Genomic DNA, 16,932 nt, shown 5'->3' with positions numbered 1-16,932 from the left:
TCATGTGACGGCACGTTTGTGAAAAAATCAAGAGGATTTTCATGCGCCCACAAGATTTACTTGCGCCATTTTGACGGTTCGGGCAAAGGCTCGGCGCACGAGCGGCGAGTGGGGCGTCCGGTCGAGGCGGATAGGCTTATCGGGCGTTCAAAAAGACGCGCAAGGATGCTCCATTACTTCTAGTCGGCGCATGATCCTTCCGGAGAATCGGGTTCGGGATCATACGCAAAGGGACGGCCATGCTGGAAAACAACTCCCGGATTGCGGCGGCGATCGTCGATGACGCGATCACCTCGCGCCGATCGGTACGCGCCTTCTTGCCCGATATGATCGACGACGACACCATCCGCGATATTCTCGCCGTTGCCGCGCGCGCGCCCTCAGGCACCAACATGCAGCCCTGGAAGGTCTATGTGACCAAGGGCGAGGTCAAGCAGCGCATCACCGATGCCATCCTCAGCTCGGGCATCCGCGCCGAAAAGGCGGAGTGGGACGAATATCGCTACTATCCCGACCAGTTCTTCGAACCCTATCTGACGCGGCGGCGGGCCAACGGCTTCGGTCTCTACGGCGTGCTCGGCATCGGCCGGCGCGAGGTCGACAGGATGCGCGCGCAGCACGACCGCAACTTCACCTTCTTCGATGCGCCGGTCGGCATGATCTTCACCGTCGACCGGCGGCTGAACAAGGGGTCGTGGATCGACTACGGCATGTTCCTGCAAAACATCATGGTCGCGGCGCGGGGCAGGGGCCTGCACACCTGTCCGCAAGCTGCCTTCGCGCCCTATCACCGGCAGATCAGGCCGGTGCTCAACATTCCCGACGAGGAGATCGTCGTCTGCGGCATGGCGCTCGGCCATGAGGACACGTCCAAGCCCGAAAACGCATTCCGCACCGACCGCGCGCCGCTGGAAGAGTGGGTGACGTTCGCCAGCTAACGTGGCGACGCCGCCTGAGTTATTGCACGTCGTAGCCGACTTCCTCGCTGGCGTGGCAGAGTGCCTTCCAGAACGAGCGTGCGAACGAGCGGAACACGTAGATGTCGAACTGATCGGCCGCGGTGCGCTGGATCTGCGCGAAGACGTCGTGATGCATGGTCGAGCGGCCGGCGCCGATCGGGAAGGCCGGCAGCGCGAAGTCGATGGCGAAGAATTTCGCCAGCACCCACTCGGCCTTCGGCCCGGCGATACGGATCGCGGAGCGGCCGTGCGAAAGGTCGGTGACCGTACCGATGGCCGGAGTGACGACATCGGCAAAGGCCGTCGCCAATCCCTCGGCTTCATCGACAACCGTAAATTTTCCCGGCGCAAAGCCGAACACCGACCTGGCGCCGTTCGTCACACCGCCGCCGGCGCCGTCGGGCAAAGTCAGGCCGGTGACCGTATGGATGCCGGCCATCAACGTCTTCTCCTCGCCGGGCCAGGCGGCGAGCTGCAGAATCGACCCCGGCCTGGTTTCGGAGAGGATGATTTCGACGCCGTGCTCGAAATTGCCATGCGAGCCCGGATGCAGCACCGGCTCAAGCGGCGACTGGCGTTCAACCATGCATGCGGCTCCCGTCCGGATCGAAGAAATGGTTGGAGACGATCTCGACCGGCCCGAACCGGTTGCGCAACGGGTCGGAAACGTAGGCACGCGAGCCGCGCCGCGCCTTGCCGCCCTTGACCAGGGCAAGCGCGATATATTTGCCGAGCGCCGGCGAATAGCAGCAGGCGGTGATGTGGCCAAGCGAGCCGTGGGGATTGGCTTCGTCAAGCTCCTCGACGATGTGTGCGCCCCCATTGAGCGGCTGGTTGTCGAGCGAAACAATACCGACGAGTTCCAGGCGGTCGGGTGCGATCAGCCCCTCGCGATCCATCATCGCCGAGCCGATGAACGGCTTCTTCTTCGACAGCATCCAGTCGAGATGCAGGTCGCGTGCCGTGGTACGGCCGTCGATCTCGGCACCGGTGACGTGGCCTTTCTCGATGCGCATGGTGCCCAGCGCCTCCAGCCCGTAGGTCACCAGCCCGAACGGCTTGCCGGCTTCGATGAGCGCCTCCCAGACATGGGTGCCGTAACCGGCGCCGGAATAGACCTCGAAGGCCATTTCGCCGGAGAAGGACAGCCGGCAGATCATCACCGGCACGCCGGCGATTTCGCCGTGGACGATGCCCATGAAGGGCAGGGCGGCATTGTCGACGGCGGTGCCGCTGACGCAAGCAGCCAATATCTGCCTTGCCTTCGGCCCGCCGATGGCGGCACCGGCCCATTGATCGGTCACGGAGGTGACGTGGACCTTCAGCTCCGGCCAGATCACGTCGAGGAAATACTCCAGATGCTGCATCACCTTGCCGGCATTGGCGGTCGTGGTGGTCATCAGGAAATCCTGCTCGCCGAGCCGCCATGTTGTGCCGTCGTCGAAGGCGAGACCGTCCTCGCGCAGCATCAGCCCGTAGCGCGCCTTGCCCACGGCCAGCGTCGAAAATATGTTGGTGTAGACGCGGTCAAGGAATTCCGCAGCGTCAGGGCCTTGCACGGCGATCTTGCCCAGTGTCGAGACGTCGACGATGCCGGCGCTCTCGCGCGTGGCTCTCGCTTCGCGCACATAGGCCTGCTCGATCGTCTCGCCGGGATGGCCGTAGATCATCGGCCGGTACCAGAGGCCGGCCGAATACATGGTGGCGCCGTTGGCGACGTGCCAGTCATGCATCGGCGTCAGCCGCTCGGGCTTCAGATCGCCGAAGCGTTCGGCGGCAAGCGAGCCGATCGATACCGCCGCAAAGGGCGGGCGAAAGCGCGTCGTGCCGACCTGCGGGATCGGCTTGCCCAGCGCCTCGGCCATTATGGCCAGGCCTGGTACGTTGGAACTCTTGCCCTGGTCGGTCGCCATGCCGAGCGTGGTGTAGCGCTTCAGATGCTCGACCGAGACGAAGCCTTCCCGATGCGCCAGCCGCACGTCGTCGGCCGTCACATCATGCTGGAAATCGACGAAGCTCTTTCCACTGGCCCTGATCTCGAACACCGGCGCCGGATCGGGATCGCCGAGAGCGGCTTCGACAACCGGCAAGGCCGCCGGCGTGCCGGTTCCGCCCGTCGCGGAAAAACCGGCGGCGCGGCCTTCGGCGATCGCCTCGGCGGTGGAGAAACTGCCGGTGAAGGCGCGGGCGCCGATCCATTGCCGTGTTGTAGGTTTCGGCGGCAGGAACGCTTGCAACGTTTCGTTCCATTCCGCCTTGGCGCCGGCCTGGCTGGCCAGATGGATGGTCGGCGACCAGCCGCCCGACATCAGCAGGCAATCGGCGTGGATGCTGCGCGCATCGCCGGAAAGCGCGCCCCTCGCCATATCGAAGCGCTGCACCTTGAAGCCGGACAGCGCCTTGCCGCCCTCGGTGGCGATCACCGCGTGGCCAGAAAAGATCTCGGCCTCGGTTTCGCCGGCCAGCTTGCGCATCTCGCTCGAAAGCTCAGGGCGTACGTCGACGATGGCGACGACCACGGCGCCGGCCTTCTTCAGCGCCAGGGCCGCGCGATAGGCGCTGTCATTGTTGGTGAACAGCCCGATCCTGTCGCCGGGCAGCACGCCATATTCATTGGCAAAACGTTCGGCCGCATGCGCCAGCATCACGCCTGGTCGATCATTGCCCGGAAAGACCAGCGGACGCTCCAGGGAGCCGGTGGCCAGCACCACCGACTTGGCGCGGATTGTCCAGTAGCGATGGCGGGGTTCGCCCTTGCCCGGCGTTTCCTTGTGGTCGGTGACGCGTTCGAGCGCAGCAAGCGTGTTGCCGTCATAATAGCCCCAGACCGTGGTGCGCGGCAGCAGGCGGACATTGTCACGGCCTTCGAGCTGGCCAGCGGCGCGCCCCGCCCAGTCGGCGGCCGGCATGCCATCGATCGTCTCGCCCGACCAATTGGCCGAGCCGCCGAAATGCGGCTCGAGCTCGGCCAGGATGACGCGTGCACCCTGATCGGAAGCAGCCCTGGCGGCCATCAGCCCGGCCGGGCCGGAGCCGACTACCAACACATCGCAAAACGCATTCATGCGTTCGTAGCGCGCCGTATCGGGAGCCGTGCCTGCCTTGCCCAGGCCGGCGGCACGGCGGATGAAATGCTCACAGAACATCCAGAAGCGCGTGCCCTTCAGCGGACCGATCACCGGTCCCATGAAGGTCTTGTAGTAGAAGCCGGCCGACAAAAGCTTGCCGCCGAGCTGGTTCACGGCACTGACGTCCCAGGCAAGTGAGGGGAAACGGTTCTGGCTGATTGCAGTCAGCCCGTCATAGATCTCGACCATGGTGGCGGGAATGTTCGGCTCGCGAACCTCGCCCCTCAACACGGTGACCAGCGCGTTAGGCTCCTCGACGCCGGCGGTCAGCACGCCGCGGGGACGGTGATATTTGAACGAACGCCCGAACAGGGTGACGCCGTTGGCCAGCAGCGCCGAAGCCAGCGTGTCGCCGGCGTGGCCGGTATAGGGCGCGCCGTCGAAGGTGAAACGAATGGTCCGCAGCCGGTCTATGAGGCCGCCGGCCTCGGTACGGCGCGGGCTCATGGCTTGTCCTCGGCCCGGTGCCGCGCAACCGAATTGTGATCGCCGCGCGCGAACGCGGTGCTGGAGATCTCGTGCGTCAGCGTGTTGCGCACGACCCTGAGATGGGCGCGGCAGCCGCCGGAATGCTGCCAGATCTCATTGTGGTCACCGGCCGGGTTCAGCCGGTCGTAGACATAAGCGTTCCAGGCGTCGAGATTCTGCGAGGCCGGCTGTGGGCGCTGGCGATTGCCGTCGCCCTGATAGGTGAATTCGATCACGTCGCGCGGGCCGCAATAGGGGCAGGTGATGAGCATGGATCTCTTAAACTTCTCGTTTGACCATGATCTTGTCCGAAAACCGGTTTCCACTTTTCGCTGACGCGGACCTGAGGTTCGGGATCATGGCCTAATGCAGCCGGGGCGTGGCGCCCTGGCCCTTGTCGTCGATCACCAGGCCACGATAGAAGCGGTCGAGCGTGAAGGCCGCGTTGAGATCGTGCGGCTCGTCCTTGGCAATGGTCCAGGCAAAGCACCAGCCGGAAGCCGGCGTCGCCTTGAAGCCGCCATAGCACCAGCCGCAGTTGAGATACATGCCCGGCAGCGGACCGGTGGTGATGATTGGCGAACCGTCCATAGACATGTCGCAGACGCCGCCCCATGAGCGCAGCATGCGGACACGGGCCAGCCCAGGGAACAGCGCCAGCATCTCGCTCATCACCTCATCGACGATCGGCAGGCTGCCGCGTTGGGCGTAGCTGTTGTAGCCGTCGAGATCGCCGCCATAGACAAGGCCGCCCTTATCCGATTGCGACATATAAAAATGGCCCATGCCGAAGGTCAGGACCGTATCGATGAACGGCTTTAGCGATTCCGTGACGAAGGCCTGCAGCACGTGGCTCTCGATCGGCATCGTCTCGATCCCGGCGAGCCGCATGACTTGCCCGGTGCTGCCGGCCACTGCGACGGCTACCTTCTTGGCGCGGATTTCGCCGCGCGTCGTCGTGACGCCGGTGATACGGTCGCCGTCGCGCAGGAAGCCGGTGACCTCGCAGTTTTCGATGATGTCGACGCCGCGGCGATCTGCACCGCGCGCATAGCCCCAGGCGACGGCATCGTGGCGGGCGGTGCCGGCGCGCCGCTGCATCAGGCCGCCGACAATCGGGAAGCGCGCGGTGGCCGAGACGTCCAGTGCCGGTACCAGGCGGGCGATCTCCGCCGTAGTCATTAGTTCGGCGTCGACGCCGAGATGGCGCATCGCGTTGCCGCGCCGGGCATAGTCGTCGAGCTGGGCGGGTGTGTGGGCGAGGTTCAGGCAGCCGCGCTGCGAGAACATGACGTTATAGTTCAGGTCGTGGGCCAGGTTCTCCCACAGCTTCATCGAATGCTCGTAAAAGCGCGTGTTGGCCGGCAGGAGATAATTGGAACGGACCGCCGTGGTGTTGCGGCCGACATTGCCGGAGCCGAGCCAGCCCTTCTCCAGCACCGCGACATTGGTGATGCCGTGCTCCTTGGCTAGGTAGTAAGCGGTCGACAGGCCATGGCCGCCGCCGCCGATGACGATCACGTCGTAGGACGCCTTCGGGTCGGGCTTGCGCCAGGCCGGCCTCCAATCCTTGTTTCCGGTCAGCGCGTTTTTGAGAAGCGAAAAGGCCGAATATTCCGCCATTCTTATTGTCATCCATTTCAGGCTTGGCGGCAGACTATAGAGCAGGTGGCCAACGCAAAGCCAAGATTGCGCCATCGCTTTTCGACTCCCCGACTTCGATTGACCGACTCCGATTGGCCGAGTTCGATTGGCCGACTTCGAAAAACGAGACGCCTGGGGTGACTTGCCCCGTGATATGAGCCTCTTTATCAAGGACGTGCTTCAAAACTGCCGATGCCGCCCGCGAGTCACCAGAAAAAACATGTTCTTTCGTTTACTCCGCCTGGTCTTGATTCTTGCGCTTGTCGTCTCGGCGCCGCCGTCGTTCGTTGCAATGGCGCAGGCACTCGGGCAGGGCGCCGCCGGGTTGATCGCAGACCAGCAGAAGGTCATCCAGAGTCTGACCGCCAAAACCGACGGTCTCGAGAAGAAGATACAGCAGGACGGCCAAGACGATGCCACCCTGGTGGAAATCCGTCTGCAATTGGAGGATCTGTCGCGGGCGGCGCTCACCAGCGCGCTAGCGTTCCGCTCGCGTCTCGGCGATATCAACGATCGGATTGAGGTGCTGGGACCTCCGCCGGCCGCGGGCCAGCCGGCCGAGCCAGACATCGTAACCGGTGAACGCCAGGCCTTGGCTTCCGAAAAAGCCGAGATCAACGCCGTTATTGCCAGCGCGCAGAACCTGTCGATCCGCATCAGTGGGCTGATCGAGAAGATCGGCAACATGCGCAGCGAGCTGTTTCGCAATGTGCTTACCAAGCGCTACGTGCTGTCCGATGCGCTCAGCCCCGAAGTCTTTTCCGACGCCAACGCTGAGTTTTCCGGCTTCTATAAGGCGGTCTCGTCCTGGCTGAGCTTCGCCTTCAAGTTCAAGTTCCAGGCCATTCTTGCCGCGACTTTGATGGCGCTCGCATTCGCTGCAGTGCTTTTTATCGGCGGCCGACGCCTGTTCGGCCGCGTCTTCGAAGCGGATCCCTCCGTCGAGGACCCCTCCTATCTCAGCCGGCTGTCGGTGGCGTTCTGGTCGACATTGCTGCCGACGCTGGCGGTCGGCGCCTTCCTTGTCTCGACGATCTTCTTCTTCAATTATTACAACGTTTTACGCGGTGACATCGGCATCTTCCTGAATTCGCTGGTTGCCGTTGTCGCGGTGGTGTTCTGCGTCAACCGCCTGACCAACGCAGCGCTCGAGCCCCGACTGCCGAACTGGCGTCTGATCCCGGTCGAAACCGGCCCGGCGCGCTGGCTGGTGCGGCTGACGACCGCTATGGCCGTCGCCATCGGCATCAACTATTTCCTGTCGGTCGTGAACGACAAGATGGGCTCGCCACTGTCGCTGACCATCGCCAGAAGCTTCATCGCCACCATCATCGTCGGCATCATCCTGATCCTGATGGGCTTGCTGAAGCCGTTCAAGGCTCCCGACGGAAGCTGGCGCCCATGGCCGGCGTGGCTGCGCTACACCGCCATCGCGCTAGGCCTTTTCACCATCGCATCGGCACTGCTTGGCTATATCGGCCTTGCAATTTTCGTCTCGCTGCAGGTCGTAGTCACCGGCACGATCCTGGTCACCGCCTATATCGGTTTCCTGTCGGCGCGGGCGATCGGCGAGGAAGGCGGGTTCGCCAAAACTTCGATCGGGCGCTGGCTAGCGGCCAATTCAAGCTACGAAGAGACCGCCCTCGACCAGCTCGGGCTTGTCGTCAGCGCCGCCATCAACATCATGATTGTGCTGGTGTTCCTGCCGCTGATCCTGTTGATGTGGGGTTTCCAGCCCGGCGACATCCAGGCCTGGGCCTACAAGCTGGCGACCGGCCTCACCATCGGTTCGGTGACGATCTCGGTCACCGGCATTCTCACCGGCGTCGTCGTCTTCATTATCGGCTATTTCCTCACGCGCTGGTTCCAGGGCTGGCTCGACGGCTCGGTGATGGCGCGCGGCCGGGTCGACACCGGCGTGCGCAATTCGATCCGGCTGGCGGTCGGTTATGCCGGCGTCGCGGTCGCGGCACTGGTCGGCATCTCGGCGGCTGGTATTGACCTCTCCAATCTTGCGCTGGTCGCCGGCGCCCTGTCCCTCGGCATCGGTTTCGGCCTGCAAAATGTCGTCTCGAATTTCGTGTCGGGCCTGATCCTGCTGGCCGAGCGGCCGTTCAAGGTCGGCGACTGGATCGTCGCCGGCGACATCAGCGGCACGGTCAAGAAGATCAGCGTGCGCGCCACCGAGATCGAAACGTTTCAACGGCAATCGGTGATCCTGCCCAATTCAAACCTGATCAACAATGCGGTCGGCAACTGGACGCACCGCAACAAGCTCGGCCGCATCGACATCAAGGTCGGCGTTGCCTATGGCAGCGACGTCAAGCACGTGCATGGCGTCCTGTTGGAGATCGCACGCAGCCATCCGCTGGTGCTGAAGAACCCGGAACCCTTTGTGTTGTTTTCCAATTTCGGCCCGGCCGCGCTCGAATTCGAGATCCGCGTGTTCCTGGCAGACGTTCTTAGTGGCAATATCGTCCAGAACGACATCCGCTTTGCCATCTTCGATGTGTTCGCCGACCAGCATATCGAAATTCCGTCGACACCGCGCGCCGTCGTCGAGACCAAAAAGCACGAGGCGTGGCCGATCGACGACGACAAGATCGAAGTCGAATTCGCCGAACGGGAACAAGCAAAAGCTCTAGCGGCGGTCGAGGCGAAACGTCTCGCCAAGTCGGGACGCAAGGTACGCAAGCCCGATCCTGACTAGCGTTTGGAGCTTGCCTTCAAGCTTCGGAAATCAATTGCGGCATGAATGCGGCATTCAGTTGCTGTTCAGCTTGCATTGCATATAAGCTCACCTGCAAACGGCGAGAATGCCTTGCGAAATGCAACAGAGGCGGTGGCAACACCGATACTGCAAAATGTGGAAGTCTCTCGTCGCCGCCATCGCTTTTCTGGCCGTGGGCGGTTCGGCCCATGCCGCCAGCGCGGTCAACAAGGACGCCGAGACCCGCACGCTGATCGTGACGGAAGGCGGCGGCAAGACCGAGCTGGCGCTGGCCGCCGGCGAAACCGTGGAATTTTGCCCGAGCGGCTGTTTTGTTACCTTGCCGAATGGCGACCTCGAGGCGCTGACGGGTTCGGAAACCGTCGAGATCTCGGGCGGCGTCGCGCGCATCAAGTAAAGTCGACGCCATGATTTTTGAAGGCCGGGCAAACGCCCGGCCTTTTATTTACTTCCAGTAATCGGCGATGAAGGTATTCACTTTTCTTCGAAGCTGCGCAGAACGGGCTCTAGCAGCGCTTTCGTACCGAGCAGGGTGAAGGCGTAGGTCCAACTGCATTCGACGAGCTGGTGGCGCGGGCTTTTTTGGCGATGTCGCAAACAGGCTGCAAGCGCGCCGCCGCGCCGACCTATAGTCTGCTCGCAATAGCATCTTGGAGTCGCGGGCAATGGCAGGGTTTCCGGAAAAGGCGAAGGTCGTCATCGTCGGGCTGGGCGGCATCGTCGGCGCATCGGTCGCCCATCACCTGATCGAGCGCGGATGGGACGATATTGTCGGCATCGACAAATCGGGCATCCCGACGGATATCGGCTCGACGGCGCATGCCTCCGACTTCTGCTACACGACCAGCCATGATTTCCTTTCGTGCTGGACGACGCTCTATTCCATCGATTTCTACGAAAAGATGGGTCATTACGCCCGCATCGGCGGCCTCGAGGTCGCACGCGTCGGCGACGACGCCCGCATGGCGGAAATCAAGCGCAAGATCGCCTCGGCGAAGGCCTTCGGCACACGCGCCCGCCTGATCGATCCCGCCGAGATCAAGGAAAAATTCCCGCTGATCGAAGAACAGATGGTACAGGGCGGCCTGTGGGATCCCGATGCCGGCCTCGTCATCCCGCGTTCGCAGACAGTCGCCGGCAAGCTGGTCGACCAGGCGGAAGCCTCGGGCAAACTCAAGGCGTTTGCCAACACCTCGGCCAGGTCGCTCGTCATCGAGAACGGCCGCATCAAGGGCGTGGTGACCGACCGCGGCACCATCCAGGCCGACTACGTCGTGGTCTGCACGGGCATTTGGGGGCGGCTGATCGCGGAAATGGCGGGCGAGGACCTGCCGGTCATGCCGATCGACCACCCGCTCACCTTCTTCGGGCCGTACACCGAGTTCGCCGGCACCGGCAAGGAGATCGGCTGGCCGCTGCTGCGCGACCAGGGTAATTCGGCCTATATGCGCGATACCGGCGATCCCAAGACCGCCGAAGGCGGGCAGATCGAATGGGGTTATTACGAAGAGACCAATCCGCGCCTTTGCCATCCGCGCGATATTCTCGAGAAAAACGAGGCACGGCTTTCGCCGTCGCAGCGCGATCTCGACATGGAGCAGATCCTGGCGCCGCTCGAGCGGGCCATGGAACTGACGCCGATCCTGGGCGAGCTGGGCTACAATGAGAGCCATTCCTTCAACGGGCTGCTGCAGGTGACGGCGGACGGCGGCCCTTCGATGGGCGAAAGCCAGAAGGTGAGGGGCCTCTGGTATGCCGTGGCGATCTGGGTCAAGGACGGTCCCGGCATGGGCAAGCTCATCGCTGACTGGATGACAGACGGCCGCACGGCGATCGACCATCACGCCATCGACTATTCGCGCTTCTATCCGCACCAGACGAAAGAGCAGTTCATCTGGGACCGCTGCACTGAAACGGCGATGAAGGTCTACAATCCGGCGGTCCATCCGCGCGAGCCCTTCTCCAAGGCTCGCAATGTCCGCCGCTCGCCGTTCTGGGAGCGCGAGAAGGAACTCGGCGGCTATTTCATGGAGCTCGGCGGCTGGGAGCGCGCCCATGGCTACGCCGCCAACGAGCATCTGCTCGAGAAATACGGCAACCGGGTGCCGGTGCGCCAAAACGAATGGGATAACCGCCACTTCTGGCGCGTCTCGAACGCCGAGCATCTAGCCATGAGCGAGGATTGCGGCATCGTCAACCTGTCGCATTTCGCCATGTACGACGTCGAAGGCCCGGACCATGTCGCGCTGATGGAATGGCTGTGCGCGGCAAAGATCGGCGGTGACGGCAATATCGGCAAGGGCATCTATACCCATTTCCTCGACGAGGCAGGCATGGTGCGCGCCGACCTGACCGTCATCCGCATGGCCGACCGCTGCCGCGTCATCGACGGCGCTGATGCCGGGCCGCGCGACTTCCAGTACATGCGCCGGACGGCAAAAGACAAAGGCTTCGACGTTACCGTCACCGACGTGACCGAGAAGTACGTGACCATCGGCATCTGGGGTCCGAACGCGCGGGCGACATTGGGCAAGTGCGTGGAAAACCCCGACGGGCTGACGCCGGAGAATTTTCCCTTTGCCGCGATCAAGCCCGTCAGGATCGCCGGCAAGGACGTGACCGCCTTCCGCATCTCCTATGTCGGCGAGCAAGGCTGGGAACTGCACATGCGCTACGAGGACGGCCTCGCCGTCTGGGACGCGCTGCGGTCGACCGGCGTGATGGCCTTTGGCGTCGAGACCTATGCCAACAGCCGCCGTATGGAGAAGAGCCTGCGTCTGCAAAACGCGGATCTGTTGACCGAATATAATCTGCTGGAAGCCGACCTTGCCCGACCGAAGGTCAAGGAGGCCGATTTCTGCGGCAAGGCAAAGCATCTGGAATATCGCGCCCGGGTGCACCAGCCGGCCATGCTTTGCACGCTTATCATGACAGACAATACCGATTCCAACGGCGTTCCGCGCTATCCGGTCGGCACGATGCCGGTGATGGACCCGCAAACCGGTGAGACGCTCGTCGACGAGCTCGGCCGCCGCTCCTTCACGACCTCGGTGGCCTATGGTCCGACCCTCGGCAAGAACATCGCGCTCGCCTACCTGCCCTGGGCGTATTGCCAGGAGGGCCGCAAGCTGAACGTCGAATATTTCGGCGAGAAATACCCGGTCGAAGTGGCCGCCGTCGGCTACAGGCCGCTCTATGACCCGGAGAACCTCAATCCGCGCAGCTAAGCATTGGGACGGTCGCAAAAATGTGACCGAATGAGCCCGGCTCTCCACCGGGCTTTCTCTTTGTCGATCGGCGATTTTCGCTTAACGTGCGGCATGTCTGGTTTTGCCAGTGCAAGACATTTCGTCTCGGGTGCCGCCGCGCTGGCGTCGGTGCTATGGCCAGCGGCAATCTCCCGCGCCGCCGAGCCGGTCGATGTCGAACTGGTGCTGGCAGTCGACGTATCCTTGTCCATGTCGCCGGACGAGCTCGAAATCCAGCGTCATGGCTATGCGGCGGCGCTGACGCATGACGATGTCCTGCAGGCAATCGGCGAAGGCGCTCATGGCAAGATTGCCGTCACCTATGTCGAATGGGCTGGCGCGACCTGGCAGCAGGTCGTCGTGCCGTGGACGGTGATCGCCAATCGTGCCGACGCCGAACGGCTGGCAGCGCAGCTTTCCGCTCATCCGCCGGCCAGTGCCAGGCGCACCTCGATCTCCGGCGCGCTGGAATTCGCCAGCGATCTCTTTGCCGAAAGCGGCTTCCAGGGCGTCAAGCGGGTGATCGACATTTCGGGTGACGGCCCCAACAACCAGGGCGCACCTGTCGATATCACCCGCGACGCCGTGATCAAGCAGGGCATCACCGTCAACGGCCTGCCGCTGATGACCAGGGGCGGGTTCACCAGCGCCTACGATGTCAACAATCTCGACCGCTACTACAGCGACTGCGTCATCGGCGGGCCGGGCTCCTTCATGATCCCGGTCAATGACTGGACGCAGTTTCCGGAGGCCATCCGCCGCAAGCTGGTGCTGGAGCTTGCCGGTCCGGCCTCGCCGCAGCGAGCGGCGGAAGAGGCGGCGCATCCGCCATTGGTGCTGGCACAGGACATCCCCGTCACCGACTGCCTGGTCGGCGAAAAAATGTGGCGCGACCGCAGCTGGATGTACAACACCCGCTAATGGCGAAGTTTGCTGCCGGTGGTGACATACCGCAGTGCAGCATCTGCTTCATTGACAAGCCTGTGCGCGTCTGTGACACAATTCTCCATCCGAACAAAAAAGGGGAACCGACATGAACAAGATCGGAATTCTTGCAGCAAGCTTGACGCTTGCCGTCGGATTGTCCGCGCCGGCCACCGCCGCTACATCGGTCAGCATCGGCATCAGTGGATGGACCGGCTTTGCGCCGCTGACGCTCGCCAAGCAGGCCGGCATCTTCGAAAAGCACGGCCTCGACGTCACCTTGAAGAAGGTGCCGCAAGCCAGTCGGCCCCTCGCCATCGCCAGCGGCGACCTGCAATGCGCCGCCACTACAGTCGAGACCTGGCTGGTCTGGAACGCTAACGGCGTGACGACCAAGCAGATATTCCAGCTCGACAAGTCCTACGGGGCCGACGGCATCGTCGCCCGCAACGACATCAAGACCGTCGCCGATCTCAAGGGTAAGTCGGTCGCGTCCTCGGCGCCGGGCACGTCGCCCTATTTCATGCTGGCCTGGGTGCTCAACAAGAACGGCATGTCGACCAAGGACGTGACGGTCGTCAACCTGGAGCCGGACGCGGCGGCGCAGGCGTTTCTCGCCGGACAGAACGATGCGGCGGTCACCTATGAGCCGTTCATCTCGGCGGTGCGCGAAAAGTCCGACCAGGGCCATATCCTTGTGACCACTCTCGATTATCCGATGGTGCTCGACACGGTCGGCTGCACGCCGGAGTTCCTCAAGGCCAATCCGGATGCGGCCAAGGCGCTTGCCGACAGCTATTTCGAGGCACTTGACCTGATCAAGAGCGACCCGGCGAAATCCTATGAGACCATGGGCGCCGACGTGAAGCAGTCGGCCAAGGAGTTCGAAGAGTCGGCAAAATACCTGAAATGGGCCGACAAGGCTGAAAACAAGCAGTTCTTCACCAAGGAATTCCAGGACTTTTCCAAGACCGCCGGCGAGCTTCTGCTGCAGATGGGCTTGATCAAGGAAGCGCCCGACGTATCGACATTGGCCGACACCAGCGCCGTCGCCGACTAATCGGCAGGATTGTCGCCCGGCGGCGGCGCGCGCGCCGCCGCTTTTTCATTCCGATCAGAGGACGGTCGAAGATGCCGCGCCCCTTGCATCCGGTCTCGCCGGGCATTCGAACCGTGCTCGGCATTTCGTTCTTCGTGCTGTCCGTGGCGTTCTGGGCGTGGATCACGCTTGGCGGCCACGTCAATCGCATTTTCCTTGCCGATCCGCTGTCGATGGTGAGAGACGGTTGGCGGCTGCTGGTCGAGGACCGCTTCTGGCTCGACATCCTTATCACCATCTGGCGCGTCTTCGGCGGGTTCCTGATGGCGGCCATCGTTGCCGTGCCGCTTGGCATCGTGATGGGTGCCTGGAAGCCCGTGGAGGCGTTCCTGGAGCCGTTCGTCTCCTTCGCCCGCTATCTGCCGGCATCGGCCTTCATCCCGCTGCTCATTCTGTGGGCGGGCGTTGGCGAGCTCGAAAAACTGCTGGTGATCTTCGTCGGCTCGGTGTTCCAGATCATCCTGATCATCGCGGTCAAGGTCGGCGGCACACGGCGCGACCTGGTCGAGGCGGCCTACACGCTTGGCTCGTCCGACAACGGCATCGTGCGGCGCGTGATCATGCCGGCCAATGCGCCGGAGATTGCCGAGACCCTGCGGCTGGTGCTCGGCTGGGCCTGGACCTATGTCATCGTCGCCGAGCTGATCGGCTCGTCGTCGGGCATCGGCTACATGATCATCAACAGCCAGTCGCGGCTGGCGACAGGGCAGATCATCTTCGGCATCATCGTCATCGGCCTGATCGGGCTGTTGTCCGATTTCGCCTTCAAGGCGCTCAACCGTTGGCTGTTTCCATGGAGCCTGGCGTGAGCAAGCTGGTCATCGAAGGCGTCTCGCGCACCTTCGCCGGTGTCGGCGGTGGGCAGCCGGTCAAGGCGCTGATGCCGATCGATCTGGCGGTCGCCGCCAACGACTTCATCACCATCCTGGGGCCATCCGGCTGTGGAAAGTCGACGCTGCTCAGGATCGTCGCCGGCCTCGAAGCGCCGAGTGGGGGACGTGTTATGCTCGACGGCAGGGTGGTGGACCGGCCCGGTCCAGACCGCGGCATGGTTTTCCAGTCCTATACGCTGTTTCCGTGGCTGACGGTCGCCGAGAACATCGGCTTCGGCCTGCGCGAACGTGGAATGGCCGAGCACGAGCGCAGCGAAATCGTCGCTTCTTACGTCGATCTCGTCGGGCTGAGAGGTTTTGAAAACCATTGGCCGAAGCAGCTTTCCGGCGGCATGCAGCAGCGCACCGCGATTGCCAGGGCACTGGCCAACGATCCGGAGATCCTGCTGCTCGACGAGCCGTTCGGAGCACTCGACAACCAGACCCGAGGGCTGATGCAGGAGCTGCTTCTCGGCATATGGGAGCGCCGGCAAAAAACGGTGCTGTTCGTCACCCATGACATCGAGGAGGCGATCTTCATGGCGTCGCGCGTGGTGGTGATGACGGCGCGCCCCGGCCGCATCAAGTCGGACGTTGCCGTCGACCTGCCGCATCCGCGCCACTACACGCTGAAGACCAGCCCGGAGTTTTCGGCACTGAAGGCGCGGCTGACCGAAGATATCCGCGTCGAGGCGATGCGCACGGCCGAAGTGCATTGACTCGGCGGGCTTCGTTCAGCCGATGGCCCGATCAAGCCGCCAGAAGCTGCTTGCGGTCGACGCGTTCCTGTTGCGGCGAGCGGGCGTACAACTCGCGATAGCATTTGGAGAAATGCGAGGCGGAAACAAAGCCGCAGGCGACCGCCACTTCGACCACCGGCAACGACGACTGGATCAGCAGGTGCCGGGCGCGGTCGAGGCGGATCTCCAGATAGTAACGGGCAGGGGAGCGCCCCATCTCGGTGCGGAACAGGCGCTCAATCTGCCGGCGCGACAGGTCGACATGGTCAGCGATCTCGATCAGCGAGAGCGGCTCGGAGAGATTGGCTTCCATCAGCTCGATAATGGTCAGCACCTTGGAATTCTGCACGCCAAGGCGGGCGCGCAGCGGCAGGCGCTGGCGGTCGGTCGGGCTGCGCACGCGATCGGTCAGCACCTGCTCGCAGACGCGGTTGACGAGGCTCTCGTCGAAATCGTCGCCGATCAGCTTCAGCATCATATCGAGGGCGGCGGTGCCGCCGGCGCAGGTGTAGATGTTCTGGTCGATCTCGAAGAGGTCGGCGAAGACATTGGCCTTGGGGAACGCCTCGGAAAAGCCCGGCAGGTTCTCCCAATGGATGGCGCAGCGCTTGTTGGACAACAGGCCTGCTGCGGCCAGGATATGCGCGCCGGTGCACAGGCCGCCGACGGCAACGCCACGATTGTACTCTTCGCGCAACCAGGCAAAGGCCGATTTGTTCTGGTAGCGCTCGACATTGATGCCGCTGCAGACGATGGCCATGTTCGGCCGGTCCGGTCCGGACATTTTCTTGCGCTCTTCCTCCAGCGAGGTGTTGACGGCGCATTCGACGCCGTTCGAGGCGCGCACCGGCTTGCCGTCGATGCTGGCGAGCCGCCAGCGATAGGCTTCATAGCCGAGCATGCGGTTGGCCGAACGCAACGGATCGAGCGCCGTCGCGAAGGCGATCATGGTGAAATCGGGGACCAGGAAGAATACGAACGATCGCCGGATCGGGTGCTTTACGACGTTCACGGGTAGATCCTCACGCTGCAATGGCGCGAACAGGATGTCGCGATCAGCATAGCGACATCAGGAAAGACGTTTCCTGTCAATTGGCTAGATGGCAACGGAGCGACTTT

13 protein-coding genes are annotated in these 16,932 nt (G+C 63.0%); 8 read left to right on the top strand and 5 right to left on the bottom strand.

What is annotated here, in order from left to right; all coding sequences use genetic code 11:
• Positions 1–239: 239 nt before the first annotated feature.
• The gene (locus NKJ13_RS07575; RefSeq protein ID WP_352738700.1) at positions 240–938 is read left to right on the top strand and encodes a nitroreductase; all 699 of its coding nucleotides are present in this window, start codon (positions 240–242) and stop codon (positions 936–938) included.
• 19 nt (positions 939–957) lie between these two features.
• On the opposite strand, the gene NKJ13_RS07570 is transcribed toward NKJ13_RS07575, so the two are convergent.
• The 4 genes from NKJ13_RS07570 to NKJ13_RS07555 form a co-directional block, all read right to left on the bottom strand.
• The gene (locus NKJ13_RS07570) at positions 958–1,545 is read right to left on the bottom strand and encodes a sarcosine oxidase subunit gamma (protein ID WP_352738698.1); all 588 of its coding nucleotides are present in this window, start codon (positions 1,543–1,545) and stop codon (positions 958–960) included.
• Positions 1,538–4,534 (bottom strand): sarcosine oxidase subunit alpha, encoded by a 2,997-nt coding sequence (locus NKJ13_RS07565; protein WP_352777490.1) that lies wholly within the window; start codon positions 4,532–4,534, stop codon positions 1,538–1,540. Before NKJ13_RS07565 ends, NKJ13_RS07570 begins: the two co-directional genes overlap by 8 nt.
• Positions 4,531–4,827: a sarcosine oxidase subunit delta gene (locus tag NKJ13_RS07560; protein ID WP_023676536.1), complete on the bottom strand. Its 297-nt coding sequence runs from the start codon at positions 4,825–4,827 to the stop codon at positions 4,531–4,533. Before NKJ13_RS07560 ends, NKJ13_RS07565 begins: the two co-directional genes overlap by 4 nt.
• Before the next feature lie 91 nt (positions 4,828–4,918).
• Positions 4,919–6,178 (bottom strand): sarcosine oxidase subunit beta, encoded by a 1,260-nt coding sequence (locus tag NKJ13_RS07555; RefSeq protein WP_352646938.1) that lies wholly within the window; start codon positions 6,176–6,178, stop codon positions 4,919–4,921.
• Between the two features lie 241 nt (positions 6,179–6,419).
• Here NKJ13_RS07555 and NKJ13_RS07550 point away from each other — a divergent pair, with 241 nt between their 5' ends.
• The 7 genes from NKJ13_RS07550 (at position 6,420) to NKJ13_RS07520 (ending at position 15,792) form a co-directional block, all read left to right on the top strand.
• Complete coding sequence (locus NKJ13_RS07550) at positions 6,420–8,909, top strand: mechanosensitive ion channel family protein (RefSeq protein WP_352738695.1); 2,490 nt, start codon at positions 6,420–6,422, stop codon at positions 8,907–8,909.
• 154 nt (positions 8,910–9,063) lie between these two features.
• Entirely contained in the window at positions 9,064–9,327 is a 264-nt protein-coding gene (locus NKJ13_RS07545; RefSeq protein WP_254818157.1) for a hypothetical protein, read from the top strand.
• 268 nt (positions 9,328–9,595) lie between these two features.
• Positions 9,596–12,157 (top strand): GcvT family protein, encoded by a 2,562-nt coding sequence (locus NKJ13_RS07540; protein WP_352738693.1) that lies wholly within the window; start codon positions 9,596–9,598, stop codon positions 12,155–12,157.
• A gap of 93 nt (positions 12,158–12,250) precedes the next feature.
• Positions 12,251–13,099 carry a DUF1194 domain-containing protein gene (locus NKJ13_RS07535; protein ID WP_352738691.1) on the top strand — a complete coding sequence of 283 codons (849 nt, stop codon included), beginning with the start codon at positions 12,251–12,253 and terminating at the stop codon, positions 13,097–13,099.
• A gap of 112 nt (positions 13,100–13,211) precedes the next feature.
• Positions 13,212–14,162 carry an ABC transporter substrate-binding protein gene (locus tag NKJ13_RS07530; RefSeq protein WP_352738689.1) on the top strand — a complete coding sequence of 317 codons (951 nt, stop codon included), beginning with the start codon at positions 13,212–13,214 and terminating at the stop codon, positions 14,160–14,162.
• Between the two features lie 71 nt (positions 14,163–14,233).
• Entirely contained in the window at positions 14,234–15,010 is a 777-nt protein-coding gene (locus NKJ13_RS07525) for an ABC transporter permease (RefSeq protein ID WP_352737211.1), read from the top strand.
• Positions 15,007–15,792, top strand: a complete 786-nt coding sequence (locus NKJ13_RS07520; protein WP_352737210.1) for an ABC transporter ATP-binding protein — start codon at positions 15,007–15,009, stop codon at positions 15,790–15,792. Before NKJ13_RS07525 ends, NKJ13_RS07520 begins: the two co-directional genes overlap by 4 nt.
• A 31-nt stretch (positions 15,793–15,823) precedes the next feature.
• Here the strand turns inward: NKJ13_RS07520 and NKJ13_RS07515 are convergent, their stop codons facing one another.
• Positions 15,824–16,762 carry a GlxA family transcriptional regulator gene (locus NKJ13_RS07515; RefSeq protein ID WP_302895626.1) on the bottom strand — a complete coding sequence of 313 codons (939 nt, stop codon included), beginning with the start codon at positions 16,760–16,762 and terminating at the stop codon, positions 15,824–15,826.
• Positions 16,763–16,932: the final 170 nt, after the last annotated feature.

The sequence above is a fragment of the Mesorhizobium sp. M0174 genome (genome assembly GCF_040322275.1).
Taxonomy (GTDB): Bacteria; Pseudomonadota; Alphaproteobacteria; order Rhizobiales; family Rhizobiaceae; genus Mesorhizobium.
This window is presented reverse-complemented; position numbering and strand designations above follow the sequence as displayed.

Bases quoted from the DNA above. Each gene is read 5' to 3' on its own strand.
- NKJ13_RS07575 (WP_352738700.1), top strand. From the start codon at position 240: ATGCTGGAAAACAACTCCCGGATTGCGGCGGCGATCGTCGATGACGCG.
- NKJ13_RS07570 (WP_352738698.1), bottom strand. From the start codon at position 1,545: ATGGTTGAACGCCAGTCGCCGCTTGAGCCGGTGCTGCATCCGGGCTCG.
- NKJ13_RS07565 (WP_352777490.1), bottom strand. From the start codon at position 4,534: ATGAGCCCGCGCCGTACCGAGGCCGGCGGCCTCATAGACCGGCTGCGG.
- NKJ13_RS07560 (WP_023676536.1), bottom strand. From the start codon at position 4,827: ATGCTCATCACCTGCCCCTATTGCGGCCCGCGCGACGTGATCGAATTC.
- NKJ13_RS07555 (WP_352646938.1), bottom strand. From the start codon at position 6,178: ATGGCGGAATATTCGGCCTTTTCGCTTCTCAAAAACGCGCTGACCGGA.
- NKJ13_RS07550 (WP_352738695.1), top strand. From the start codon at position 6,420: ATGTTCTTTCGTTTACTCCGCCTGGTCTTGATTCTTGCGCTTGTCGTC.
- NKJ13_RS07545 (WP_254818157.1), top strand. From the start codon at position 9,064: ATGTGGAAGTCTCTCGTCGCCGCCATCGCTTTTCTGGCCGTGGGCGGT.
- NKJ13_RS07540 (WP_352738693.1), top strand. From the start codon at position 9,596: ATGGCAGGGTTTCCGGAAAAGGCGAAGGTCGTCATCGTCGGGCTGGGC.
- NKJ13_RS07535 (WP_352738691.1), top strand. From the start codon at position 12,251: ATGTCTGGTTTTGCCAGTGCAAGACATTTCGTCTCGGGTGCCGCCGCG.
- NKJ13_RS07530 (WP_352738689.1), top strand. From the start codon at position 13,212: ATGAACAAGATCGGAATTCTTGCAGCAAGCTTGACGCTTGCCGTCGGA.
- NKJ13_RS07525 (WP_352737211.1), top strand. From the start codon at position 14,234: ATGCCGCGCCCCTTGCATCCGGTCTCGCCGGGCATTCGAACCGTGCTC.
- NKJ13_RS07515 (WP_302895626.1), bottom strand. From the start codon at position 16,762: ATGATCGCCTTCGCGACGGCGCTCGATCCGTTGCGTTCGGCCAACCGC.